Annotated in this window: 9 protein-coding genes and 2 pseudogenes; 5 read left to right on the top strand and 6 right to left on the bottom strand. The window is 65.8% G+C overall.

Features of this window, described 5'->3' with window-relative positions; all coding sequences use genetic code 11:
- Window positions 1-100 precede the first annotated feature (100 nt).
- The 5 genes and pseudogenes from AB4Y43_RS39610 to AB4Y43_RS39590 all read right to left on the bottom strand — a co-directional run.
- Window positions 101-232: pseudogene (locus AB4Y43_RS39610) on the bottom strand (LLM class flavin-dependent oxidoreductase); the annotation flags it as partial.
- A 67-nt stretch (window positions 233-299) separates the two neighbouring features.
- Window positions 300-1,529, bottom strand: a complete 1,230-nt coding sequence (gene coaBC / locus AB4Y43_RS39605) for a bifunctional phosphopantothenoylcysteine decarboxylase/phosphopantothenate--cysteine ligase CoaBC (RefSeq protein ID WP_342948505.1) — start codon at window positions 1,527-1,529, stop codon at window positions 300-302.
- A gap of 59 nt (window positions 1,530-1,588) precedes the next feature.
- The gene (lspA, locus tag AB4Y43_RS39600; protein WP_069262759.1) at window positions 1,589-2,104 is read right to left on the bottom strand and encodes a signal peptidase II; all 516 of its coding nucleotides are present in this window, start codon (window positions 2,102-2,104) and stop codon (window positions 1,589-1,591) included.
- Window positions 2,104-4,953 (bottom strand): isoleucine--tRNA ligase, encoded by a 2,850-nt coding sequence (gene ileS / locus AB4Y43_RS39595; protein WP_368730225.1) that lies wholly within the window; start codon window positions 4,951-4,953, stop codon window positions 2,104-2,106. Before ileS ends, lspA begins: the two co-directional genes overlap by 1 nt.
- Before the next feature lie 141 nt (window positions 4,954-5,094).
- Window positions 5,095-6,090 carry a bifunctional riboflavin kinase/FAD synthetase gene (locus AB4Y43_RS39590; RefSeq protein WP_069262757.1) on the bottom strand — a complete coding sequence of 332 codons (996 nt, stop codon included), beginning with the start codon at window positions 6,088-6,090 and terminating at the stop codon, window positions 5,095-5,097.
- Between the two features lie 189 nt (window positions 6,091-6,279).
- On the opposite strand from AB4Y43_RS39590, the gene purN reads away from it, so the two are divergent.
- The 5 genes from purN to nadC all read left to right on the top strand — a co-directional run bounded on the left by purN (window position 6,280) and on the right by nadC (window position 12,119).
- Window positions 6,280-6,939, top strand: a complete 660-nt coding sequence (gene purN / locus AB4Y43_RS39585) for a phosphoribosylglycinamide formyltransferase (RefSeq protein WP_368730224.1) — start codon at window positions 6,280-6,282, stop codon at window positions 6,937-6,939.
- Window positions 6,936-8,327, top strand: coding sequence for an RsmB/NOP family class I SAM-dependent RNA methyltransferase (locus tag AB4Y43_RS39580; protein ID WP_368730223.1), 1,392 nt, complete (start codon window positions 6,936-6,938; stop codon window positions 8,325-8,327). Before purN ends, AB4Y43_RS39580 begins: the two co-directional genes overlap by 4 nt.
- A 387-nt stretch (window positions 8,328-8,714) precedes the next feature.
- Entirely contained in the window at window positions 8,715-9,911 is a 1,197-nt protein-coding gene (locus AB4Y43_RS39575; RefSeq protein ID WP_069262754.1) for an acyl-CoA desaturase, read from the top strand.
- A 177-nt stretch (window positions 9,912-10,088) separates the two neighbouring features.
- Window positions 10,089-11,219 carry a quinolinate synthase NadA gene (nadA, locus tag AB4Y43_RS39570; protein ID WP_342948594.1) on the top strand — a complete coding sequence of 377 codons (1,131 nt, stop codon included), beginning with the start codon at window positions 10,089-10,091 and terminating at the stop codon, window positions 11,217-11,219.
- A complete protein-coding gene (gene nadC / locus AB4Y43_RS39565) occupies window positions 11,220-12,119 on the top strand; it encodes a carboxylating nicotinate-nucleotide diphosphorylase (protein ID WP_342948508.1) in 900 nt (299 codons plus the stop codon).
- A gap of 92 nt (window positions 12,120-12,211) precedes the next feature.
- Here nadC and AB4Y43_RS39560 read toward each other — a convergent pair.
- Window positions 12,212-12,316: pseudogene (locus tag AB4Y43_RS39560) on the bottom strand (IS110 family transposase); the annotation flags it as partial.

Raw genomic sequence — 12,316 nt, 5'->3', positions numbered from 1 at the left:
GTGTGGAAGCGTGCATGAAGGAGTTCGGGCTCGAGGGCAAGATCGTCGCCACGACGAAGGGCGAGAAGCTCTCGCTGCTGCGCTTCAATCACCCGCTCGCCTCGGCGCACCAGTAGCGCGTGTAGCCGAGGTCGTCGGCGAGCTGTGCAAGCTCGATGGTGGCGGCGATGGCGTCCGCCGCACTGTGCCCGGCGATGACGGGCGACTGGTCGAGTACGGAAAGCAGTGTCATGGCAGTACTGCTCCTTGCCTGGGTTCGCGGCGCCGCACGCCGGCACGCGGGTGCGCCGGCGCGCGCGTCACGAGATGATGCTCGGGTCCGGCAGACGCCGCGCGATTTCGGCGACGAGCGTCTGCGCGAGCGCCTGCTTGGCCGCGCGCGGCAGCGGCTTGCGGCCACCCGCCTCGAACAGCACGACTTCATTGTCGTCCCGACCGAAGGTGAGCGGGCCGAGATTGCCGATCAACAGCGGCACCTTCTTGCGCGCGCGCTTTTCTTCGCCATGCACGTCGAGGTCGCCGCTTTCGGCGGCGAAGCCCACGCAGTACGGCGGATTCGGCAAGGCCGCGACCGAGGCGAGGATGTCCGGGTTCTCGACGAAGGTGAACGTCGGCATGCGGTGCTCGGCCGTCTTCTTGATCTTGTGTTCGGCGACATGATCGACGCGCCAGTCGGCCACGGCCGCCACGCCGATGAAGACATCGGCGTCGGTCGCGGCGCGCATGACCGCGTCGTACATCTGCTGGGCGGTCTGCACGTCTTCGCGATACACGCCCCACGGCGTTTCCAGCGCGACCGGGCCGGCGACCAGATGCACCTCGGCGCCCGCCTGCTGCGCGGCGCGCGCGAGTGCGAAGCCCATCTTGCCGCTCGAGCGGTTGGTGATGCCGCGCACGGGATCGAGCGGCTCGAAGGTCGGGCCGGCGGTGATCAGCAGCTTGCGGCCCGCGAGCACCTTCGGCGCGAAGAACGAGACGATCGCCTCGTACACGGCCTCGGGTTCGAGCATGCGCCCGTCGCCGATCTCGCCGCACGCTTGCGGACCGGAATCGGGGCCGAGCGTTTCGATGCCGTCCGCGCGCAGTTGCGCGACGTTGCGCTGCGTGGCCGGGTTTTGCCACATCTGCCGGTTCATCGCGGGCACGACCAGCAATGGACAGTCGCGCGCCACGCACAGCGTGGAGAGCAGGTCGTCGGCGAAACCGTGGGCGAGTTTGGCGAGGAAGTCGGTCGAGGCCGGCGCGATGACGATGGCGTCCGCTTCGCGCGAGAGGTCGATGTGCGCCATGTTGTTGGGCACGCGGCCGTCCCACTGGCTCGTGTAGACGGGGCGGCCCGAGAGCGCCTGCATGGTGACCGGCGTGATGAACTGCGTGGCGGCCTCGGTCATCACGATCTGCACGGTCGCGCCGGCCTTGGTCAGCAGGCGCGTGAGCTCGGCGATCTTGTAGCAGGCGATGCCGCCCGTCATGCCGAGCACGAGGTGGCGGCCGGCCAGTTCGCCTGGGTTTGCAGCGGACGTGTTCAAGTCACAGCTCCTATGTCGACTAGAGTTGGCGCCTTAGCGCCCGACTGCAGCCCGCACGCTCAGCGCGCGCCGCGCACGCGCCGCAATTCGTCGAACACCAGCAGCGCCGCGCCGATGCAGATCGCGCTATCGGCGAGGTTGAACGCCGGCCAGTGCCAGCCGCCCACGTGGAAATCGAGAAAGTCGATCACGTGGCCGTACAGCAGGCGGTCGATCACATTGCCGAGCGCGCCGCCCATGATGAGCGCGAGCGCCGTGCAAAAGAGCTTCTGCGTAGCGTGGCGCTTGAGCAGATAGCAGATCACGAGCGCCGCCACGACGCCGAGCAGCGTGAACGCCCAGCGCTGCCAGCCACCCGCAGCCGACAGGAAGCTGAATGCCGCGCCCTTGTTGTAGACCAGCACGAGGTTGAAGAACGGCGTGATCACGCGGCCTTCCCCGTAGCTGAACACCTTGTTGATGGCGATTTTCGTGAGCTGGTCGGCGAGGATCACGATCACCGCGACTCCGAGCCACGGCGCGAGCGTGCCGCCCGCGCCATTCGACCTGGACTGCTTCGGCAGGGTTTTTGCCATTATGCCGCGCTCCGCTTTTCACCGTCGCCGAACAGATTCGCGACGCAGCGGCCGCACAGGCCCGGATGCTCCGCGTTCGCGCCCACGTCTTCGCGGTAGTGCCAGCAGCGCTCGCACTTGAGGTACTTCGAGGTGACCACTTCGACGCCTTCCTCGGCTTCGCTATCGACCTTCACGATTTCCGCCGCCGAGGTGATCAGCACGAATTTGAGGTCGTCGCCGAGCGAGGCGAGGGCATCGTAGCGCGCGCCGCTCGCGAGAATGCGCACTTCGGCCTGCAGCGACGAGCCGATCTGGTTCGCCACCCGCGCCTCTTCGAGCGCCTTCGTCACGTTGCCGCGCACTTCGCGCAGCAGCGTCCATTTGGCGATCAGCTCCGGCGCGCCTTCGACGTCCGGGAAGGCGTGGAAGGTTTCGGTGAAGATGGTTTCGCTTTGCGGCTGGAACACCTTCCACGCTTCTTCGGCCGTGAACGAGAGGAACGGCGCGAGGATGCGCAGCAGGCTGTGCGTGATGTGATGCAGCGCCGTTTGCGCACCGCGGCGGGCCTTCGAATCCGCCGCGCTCGTGTAGAGGCGGTCCTTCAGGACGTCGAGGTAGAAGCCGCCCAGGTCTTCCGAGCAGAACGTCTGGAGCTTGGCCACGACCGGGTGGAACTCGTAGCGGTCGTAGTGGGCGAGCACGTCGTTCTGCAACGTATGCGTGAGCGCGACGGCATAGCGGTCGATCTCGAGCCATTCGCTTGCGGGCAGCGCGTGCTTCTCGAAGTCGAAGTCCGAGAGGTTCGAGAGCAGGAAGCGCAGCGTGTTGCGAATACGGCGATAGCCTTCCGTCACGCGCTTGAGAATCTCTTCGGAGATGGCCAGTTCGCCCGAGTAGTCGGTCGAGGCGATCCACAGACGAATGATTTCCGCGCCCAGACGATTCGCCACTTCATGCGGATCGACGCCGTTGCCGAGCGACTTCGACATCTTGCGGCCTTCGCCGTCGACGGTGAAGCCGTGCGTGAGCAGCGCGTTATAGGGCGGGCGTCCGTCGAGCATCGATGCCGTGAGCAGCGACGAGTGGAACCAGCCGCGGTGCTGGTCCGAGCCTTCCAGGTACAGGTCGGCCGGGAACTGGAGTTCATCTTTGTGCGAGCCGCGCAGCACGTGCCAGTGCGTCGTGCCCGAGTCGAACCACACGTCGAGCGTGTCGCGGTTCTTTTCGTACAGGTTGGCGTCGTCGCCGAGCAGTTCGCGCGGGTCGAGCGTCTGCCACGCTTCGATGCCTTCTTTTTCCACGCGCTGCGCGACCTGTTCGAGCAGCTCCAGCGTGCGCGGATGCAGCTCGCCGGTTTCCTTGTGCACGAAGAACGCCATCGGCACGCCCCATTGGCGCTGGCGCGAGAGCGTCCAGTCCGGGCGGTTGGCGATCATCGAATACAGGCGCTGCTTGCCCCACGATGGGTAGAACGCCGTCGCCTCGATGCCTTCGAGCGCCGTTTCGCGCAGCGTCTTGCCGGCGTCCTTGGGCGTCACGTCCATGCCCGCGAACCACTGCGAAGTCGCGCGGTAGATGATCGGCGTCTTGTGGCGCCAGCAGTGCATGTAGCTGTGCAGGTACTTCTCGCTGCGCAGGAGCGTGCCGGCGGCGTCGAGTGCGTCGACGATCTTCGGGTTCGCGGCCCAGATTGAGAGGCCGCCGAACAGCGGCAGCGATTCGATGTAGCGGCCATCGCCCATCACCGGGCTGATGATGTCGGAATCGGCCATGCCGTGCGCCTTGCACGACACGAAGTCTTCCACGCCATAGGCCGGCGCCGAGTGCACGATGCCCGTGCCGGTGTCGGTCGTGACGTAGTCGCCTAGGTAGATCGGCGCGGTGCGCTTGTAGCCCGGGTGCGCCGAGGCGAGCGGGTGATTGAAGCGCAGCAGCGAGAGCTTCTCGCCCTTCGTCGTGGCGACGATCTTGCCCTCGAGCCCGAACTCCTTCATGCACGCTTCCACACGCTCGACGGCGAGGATCAGCAGGCCGCGCTGTGTGTCCACGAGCGCGTAGTCGATTTCCGGATGCACGTTCAGCGCCTGGTTCGACGGAATCGTCCAGGGCGTGGTGGTCCAGATCACGATGCCGCCTTCCTCGCGCGGCAGCGCGGGCAGGCCGAACGCGGCCGCCGTTTCGGCGGCCTGCGCGAACGTGAACAGCACGTCGATGGTGGGATCGGTCTTATCCTTGTACTCGACTTCGGCCTCGGCGAGCGCCGAGCCGCAGTCGAAGCACCAGTTCACGGGCTTCAGGCCCCGGAACACATAGCCCTTCTCGATGATCTTCGCGAGTGCGCGGATCTCGCCGGCCTCGTTCGCGAAGTTCATCGTCTTGTACGGGTTGTTCCAGTCGCCGAGCACGCCCAGGCGCTTGAAGCCCTTCTTTTGCGTCTCGATCTGGCCGGCCGCGTACTCGCGCGCCTTCTGCATCACTTCCTGGGCGGGCAGCGACTTGCCGAACTGCTTTTCGATCTGGATTTCGATCGGCATGCCGTGGCAGTCCCAGCCCGGCACGTAGACCGCGTCGAAGCCCGCGAGATTGCGCGCCTTGACGATCATGTCCTTGAGGATCTTGTTCACCGCGTGGCCGAGGTGGATGTCGCCGTTCGCATACGGCGGCCCGTCGTGCAGGATGAACTTCTTGCGGCCCTTCGAAGCCGCGCGGATCTTCTCGTAGACCTGGTTCTCTTCCCATTCCTTGACCCATTGCGGCTCGCGCCTGGGCAGGTCGCCGCGCATCGGGAACGGGGTGTCGAGCAGGTTGACGGGGTACTTCGATTCGGACTTCTGCGGCTTGCCGGAGGATGCTTTCTTGTCGCTCATGGTGAGATCACGTGGAATTCGGGGAATGCATGGCGTCAGCGTTGCGGCCGATGCCGCGCAACCGTCGCCTCGGGCGCTGCATGCCGTGCTGTGGGCACGCGGCGCCTGGGGGCGGGGCAGCCCGCGCATGCGGGCCGCAGGTCACCTAATTCGGTCGGTGGCCGAGGTGGCGAAGCCGGTGGAGGCGCCGCCGGCCACGTCTGCGCCCACGGCGGCGAACCACGCGCGGGTGTTCGCCACGTCGCGAGCGATCGCAGCGGTGAGCGTTTCGAGGTCGGGAAACTTCTCCTCGTCACGCAGCTTCTTGAGAAACTCCACGCGCACGAGCTTGCCGTAGGCGTCGCCGTGCCAGTCGAGCAGATGCACTTCGAGCAGCACGCGGCCCGAGTCGTCCACGGTCGGGCGCAGGCCGAGGCTCGCGACGCCTGGCAGCGGATGATCGGCAATGCCATGCACCATCACGACGAAAATGCCCTTGAGCGCCGGCCGCTTGTGGCCGATCAGCAGGTTCATCGTGGGGAAGCCCAGGTCGCGCCCGAGCTTCAGGCCGTGCGTGACGTGTGCGCTGATGTGATAGCCGCGGCCAAGCGAAGCGCGCGCGGCGTCGAGGTCGCCCGCGTTCAGTTGCGCGCGCACCGCAGAGCTGGAAATGCGCACGCCCGAAGGGTCGGCCACGGTCGCCATCTGCTCGACTTCGAAGCCGTGATGCGCGCCCGCGGCCCGCAGCGAAGCGAAGTCGCCCGCGCGCTTCGCGCCGTAGCGGAAGTCGTCGCCGATCATCATCCAGCGCGCGTGCAGCCCGCCCACGATGATGCGCTCGACGAACGCCTCGGGCGACTGGCTCGCGAACGTGTGGTTGAAATGCTCGACCACGACGCGGTCCACGCCGTTCTCGCGCAGCGCTTCGAGCTTGTCGCGCAACATGGCGATGCGCGGCGGGGCGCTGGCCGGGTTGAAGAATTCGCGCGGATGCGGCTCGAAGGTCATCACGCAGACGGGCAGGCCGCGCGCGTCGGCTGCCGCGCGCACGCGCGCGAGCAATGCCTGATGCCCGCGGTGGACACCGTCGAAATTGCCGATGGTCAGCGCGCAGGGCGCGCGGCTTTCGGCATTGGGAAGACCGCGGAAGACTCTCACGATAGCGGAACCTGGTGGAACCTCGAAAAGCGCGCTGGCGCAGCACGCGTGCTAATGATCGACTGCTGACCGGGTGACTGGCCACTCGCGGCCCCAAGGACCGCGACGAAACAGAAGATTATAAACGCACGAGGCGACGATCGCCGCCGCACGAGCGTTGAGCCGGCCCCCCGATGATAAAATCCGCGGATGAAAAATCTCGTCATCCTGATTTCGGGGCGGGGCAGCAACATGGAAGCCATCGTGCGCGCTTGCGCGCAGGAAGCTTGGGGCGCGCGCATCGCCGCCGTGATTGCCAACCGTCCTGACGCTGCGGGCCTCGCGTTCGCGGCTTCGAACGGCATTGCCACGGCGGTCGTCGATCACCGCCAGTTTCCCGATCGCGCCAGCTTCGACACGGCGCTCGCTCAAGTCATCGACGGCTACGCGCCGGACCTCGTCGTGCTGGCGGGCTTCATGCGCGTGCTGACCGAATCGTTCGTCGGCCATTATGCGGGTCGGATGCTCAATATCCATCCCTCGCTGCTGCCGATGTTTCCGGGCCTCAAGACGCACCAGCAGGCGCTCGACGCCGGCTGCCGCGTGCACGGCGCGACGGTGCATTTCGTCACGCCTACGCTCGATCATGGTCCGATCGTCGCACAGTCGGTAATTCCGGTGCGCGCGGGAGACGACGCCGCGGCACTCGCCGCGCGCGTGCTCAAGACCGAACATTTGATGTACCCGCGCGCGGTGCGCTGGTTCGTCGAAGGGCGCCTCGCGCTCGACGGCGAACGCGTGACGCTCACGCCGGCCGAGCCACAGTGGTTCTTCTTTGACGACTCGCAAGCCGCCGGGGAGGGCGCATGAGACTGCATGGATTTCTGATTGGACAGACCGAAACGTTGCTCGCCGACGTCCTCAAATTTACGGGCCCGGCCGACGCCGTGACGAGCCGCTTCTTCCGCGAGCATCCGAAGCTCGGCCACGCCGAGCGCGGTGTGATCGCCGAAGCCGTGTTCGCGGTGCTGCGCCGGCGCATGGAGTTCGCGCACCTGGCCGAAAGCGGCACGGGCAGCCCGACGCGCCGCCTCACGCTGCTCGGCCTCATGGCGACGGCGGGCCGCTCGGCGATCCGGCCCTTCGTATCGGACGCCGAGGCGACCTGGCTCGAGCACGTCGCGAAGATCGACCCGGCGAGCTTGCCGCTGCGCGTGCAGCTGAATCTGCCGGAGTGGATCATGAAGGCGCTGGAAACGCGCTTTGAGCCCACCGAACTCGCGCAACTGGCCGCCGCGCTCAACTATCCGGCGCCGCTTGATCTGCGCGCCAATCCCATCAAGGCGAGTCGCGAGGGGCTGATCCGCGCGCTGTCCGAGTCGGGCATCGAAGGCGGGGAAACGCCGTTCGCGCCGTTCGGCGTGCGCGTGACGGGCAAGCCCGCGCTCGCGAAACTCGACACGTTCAAGAACGGCTGGTTCGAGGTGCAGGACGAGGGCAGCCAGCTGCTGTGCACGCTGCTGGCGCCGCGCCGCGGCGAGATGGTCGTGGACTTCTGCGCGGGCGCGGGCGGCAAGACGCTGGCGCTCGGCGCGATGATGCGCTCGACCGGCCGTCTCTACGCCTTCGACGTGTCCGACCGGCGCCTCGCCAAGCTCAAGCCGCGCCTCGCGCGCAGCGGCCTGTCGAACGTCAATCCCGTGCTGATCGACAGCGAGCACGACGCCAAGATCAAGCGGCTGATCGGCAAGATCGACCGCGTGCTCGTGGATGCCCCGTGCTCGGGCCTCGGCACGCTGCGCCGCAACCCCGACCTCAAGTGGCGCCAGTCGCCGGAGTCGGTGGCCGAGCTCGCGCCCAAGCAGCTTTCGATTCTCACGAGCGCGGCGCGCCTGCTCAAGCGCGGCGGCCGTCTCGTCTACGCGACCTGCAGCATTCTCGAAGCCGAGAACGAAGCGGTCGTGAAGCAGTTCCTCGAGGCGCACCCCGAGTTCGTGCTGGTGAGTGCGCGCGACGTGTTGGCCGAGCAGCGTGTGGGCCTCGATACCGGCGACTACCTCTCGCTGTGGCCGCACCGCCACGCCACCGACGGCTTCTTTGCCGCCGTGCTGGAGCGTCGCGGCGAAGCGAAGCCGAAGACCAGGGCCGCCGGCGCGCAGACCACGCCTGAAGAAGCCGCCGCGGAACAAGAGGCGTCCGACGCGATCGCGAAGGCGCAGGAAAGCGAAGCGGCCGAGCCGGACGCCGCGCTGGAGTAAGCGGCGCAGGTACGACGTTTGCGGGACCGTCCGGCGGGAGAAGCCGGATGGTCCGAGACAGTCGCGCTGGCCGGCTGCATCGAATAAGCAGGCGATGCCGTGCAGCTCGAACTAGCATTCTCAGTAGAGCGCGCGACACATGGGATCGCGGTGAAAGATTAGATGGGGTCAGATATCATGGAAAGTGCCAGTTGAGGTGCGGCAAAGCGCCTCGAAACGCACTTCGGACGTTGACGCCGTAACCAATAAAGAAAAAAATCTCCCTTTGTTACAAACACTTGGAACGGTTCTAGTAGAATGCCGTCCAACCGCATCTAGTCGCTTTCACTTTCTTGACACTGGCGCCTGGCCGAAAGGCCGACGCGCTTCGCTTCACAGGTAAATGCCTTGTTGAACTCCCTGCTTGATTTCCTCGCCCACGGGGTGCTCCATTTCTCGTGGTGGCAGATCGTGCTGTTCGCGGCGGTGGTCACCCACATCACGATCATCGGCGTGACGGTGTACCTGCACCGCTGCCAGGCGCACCGCGCGCTGGATCTGCACCCCATCGCGAGCCACTTCTTCCGCTTCTGGCTGTGGATGACCACGGGCATGCTCACGGGCCAGTGGGCCGCAATCCATCGCAAGCACCACGCCAAGTGCGAAACGGAAGAAGATCCGCACAGCCCGCAAACGCGCGGCATCTGGAAGGTACTGCTCGAAGGCGCCGAACTGTATCGCGCCGAAGCGAAAAACGAAGAAACGCTGCGCCGCTTCAGCCACGGTACGCCCAACGACTGGATGGAGCGCAACGTCTACACGCGCTACCCCATTCTCGGCGTGAGCATCATGATGGTGATCGACGTCGCGCTGTTCGGCGCGGTCGGCCTCACCGTGTGGGCCGTGCAGATGGCGTGGATTCCGTTCTGGGCCGCGGGTGTCGTGAACGGCCTCGGCCACTTCTGGGGCTACCGGAACTTCAATTCGTCCGACGCGAGCACGAACCTTCTGCCGTTCGGCATCATCATCGGCGGCGAGGAGCTGCACAACAACCACCACACGTTCGCGACTTCCGCGAAGCTGTCGAACAAGTGGTACGAGTTCGACATCGGCTGGATGTACATCCGCATGATGCAGGCCGTTGGTCTCGCCAAGGTGAAGAAGGTCGCGCCTACCCCGCGTCTCGCCAAGGGCAAGCTCGTGGCCGATCACGAAACGCTGCAGGCCGTGCTCTCGAACCGCTATGAAGTCATGGCGAGCTACGCGAAGGCCGTGAAGCAGGCCTATCGCCAGGAACTGGCGCACCTGAAGGAAGTGGGCGAACGCGAGAAGTACAAGGTCATGCGCGGCGCGCGCAAGTGGTTCGACAAGGAAGAAGCCAGCCTGAACGAACCGCAAAAGCGCCAGCTGCCGCAAATCTTCGCGAACAGCCAGAAGCTGCGCACGTTCATCGAACTGCGCAACGAACTCGCGGCAATCTGGGAGCGTTCGAGCGCCTCGCGCGAACAACTGCTCACGCAGCTTCAGGATTGGTGCCATCGCGCTGAACAAAGCGGTATCAAGGCGCTGCAGGAATTCGCTTCGCGCCTGCGCCGTTACGCCTGATCATCGGCTCGATCGTCCCGAGCGGATTTCGGCCCCTCAGTGGGGCGCAGGAAAATCCTTTAGAATGACGAGACGTCACAAAACCCCGCGCTGGCGGGGTTTTTCTTTTTGGGCCGCAAAAAAGCCGGAGTCCCCACAATGGCTTCATGGCGCGGCGATCGGTAGGGGCAGGAGATGATGAGTCAGGCGATCAGGAAGGTCGAATATGACCGGCCGCAGGGTGCCGTCTGCAGCGTTGGACAGGCTTGGGCGCGTGTGCCCGATGCGCCGTCCGCGGCAGAGCGCGTTGCGTTGAAGGAGCGGATTCGCGCATTGCTCAAGCGCGAGAAGGCAGTGCTTGTCGCGCACTATTATGTGGATCCTGAGTTGCAGGAGCTCGCCGACGAAACCGGTGGCTGTGTGGCCGATTCGCTCGAGATGGCGCGTTTCGGCCGCGACCACGAGGCGCAGACGCTCGTCGTGGCCGGCGTGCGCTTCATGGGCGAGACCGCGAAGATTCTGAGTCCGAACAAGCGGATTCTCATGCCCGACCTCGACGCGACCTGCTCGCTCGACCTCGGCTGCCCCATCGACGAATTCTCGGCGTTCTGCGACGAGCATCCGGACCGCACCGTGGTCGTCTATGCGAATACGAGCGCGGCCGTGAAGGCGCGCGCGGACTGGATGGTCACGTCGTCCATCGGTCTCGAGATCGTCGCCGACCTGCACGCGAAGGGCGAAAAGATTCTGTGGGCGCCGGACCGGCACCTGGGCAGCTACATCCAGAAGAAGACCGGCGCCGACATGCTGCTGTGGCAAGGCTCCTGCCTCGTGCACGACGAGTTCAAGGGCATCGAGCTCGATCTGCTGCGCGCCGAATATCCGGACGCCAGGATTCTGGTCCACCCCGAATCGCCCGAGAGCGTGGTTGCGCTCGCGGATGTGGTCGGCTCGACCACGCAGCTGATCGACGCCGCTGTGAAGCTCGACGCGCAACGCTTCATCGTCGCGACCGATCTCGGCATTCTGCACAAGATGCGCCTCGCGGCGCCGGGCAAGACCTTCATCGAAGCGCCCACGGCCGGCAACAGCGCCACCTGCAAGAGCTGCGCGCATTGCCCGTGGATGGCCATGAACGGTCTGACGAATCTCGTGGACGTGCTGGAGCGCGGTCACAACGAGATCCACGTCGACAGCGCGATCGGTGAGCGCGCGCGTCTGCCGATCGATCGCATGCTGGCGTTCGCGGCCGAGCACAAGCGCCGCGTGCAGGCAAGCGGCGACCTCGCGCGCGACACCGCGCTGTTCTCGCAAGTGGGGGCGGCGTAAATGGGCGCACTCGAATTGCTCGCAGTCGATGCCGTTTCGCCCGTGCTCGATGAAGTGCGCTCGCAGTACGGCGCGGCGTTCGACGCCGCGATCGCACGCAACGTGGCCGACGCGCTCGCAGAAGACGTGGGCCCCGGCGACCAGACCGGCCGCCTCGTGCCCGCCGACGAAATGCGCGACGCGCGCATCATCGTGCGCGAAGAAGCGGTGCTATGCGGCGTGCTCTGGTTCGACGGCGTGGTGAAGCAGGTCGATCCGCGCATCGAAGTCCGTTGGCACTATCGCGAAGGCGAGCGCATGGCCGCCGATACGACCGTCTGCTCGCTGCGCGGTCCGGCGCGCTCGCTGCTCACGGCCGAGCGCAACGCAATGAACTTCCTGCAGCTGCTTTCGGGCGTGGCTAGCGTGACGCGCCGCTACGTCGAGATGATCGCGCACACCCGCACGCGCATTCTGGACACGCGCAAGACGATGCCCGGCCTGCGCCTCGCGCAGAAGTACGCAGTGCGCGTGGGCGGTGGCGTCAACCAGCGTCTCGCGCTTTACGACGGCATCCTGATCAAGGAAAACCACATTGCTGCGGCGGGTGGCGTTGGCGCGGCGATGGACGCCGCGCTCGCGCTCGATGCGGGCGTGCCGATCCAGATCGAAGTGGAGACGCTCGAACAGCTCGACACGGCGCTCGCGCACGGCGCGAAGTCGGTGCTGCTCGACAACTTCTCGTTCGACATGATGCGCGACGCGGTGAAGCTCACGGCGGGGCGTGCGGTGCTCGAAGTCTCGGGCGGCGTGAGTTTCGACACGGTGCGCGCGATCGCGGAAACGGGCGTGGACCGCGTATCGATTGGCGCGCTCACAAAGGACGTGCGCGCGACGGACTTTTCGATGCGTATTGTCTGAAGCCGTCTGAAGCCGCGAGTTCGCTGAGCTGAACCGGAAGGAAAAAGGCCGCCTCGCGATGAGGCGGCCTTAATGAGCAACTGTCTTACCTGTCAAGCCGTGTGGATGGATTCATCCCACGGCTTTCCTGTTTTTGCGATGGCGTTGAGGATAGTCAGCAGCTTTCTCATGCAGGCAACCAGAACAACCTTGTTCGG

The organism is Paraburkholderia sp. BR10872, assembly GCF_040965835.1.
GTDB classification, from domain to species: Bacteria; Pseudomonadota; Gammaproteobacteria; order Burkholderiales; family Burkholderiaceae; genus Paraburkholderia; species Paraburkholderia nodosa_A.
The sequence above is the reverse complement of the archived record's forward strand: the minus strand, read 5'-3'. Positions and strand labels throughout refer to the sequence as shown.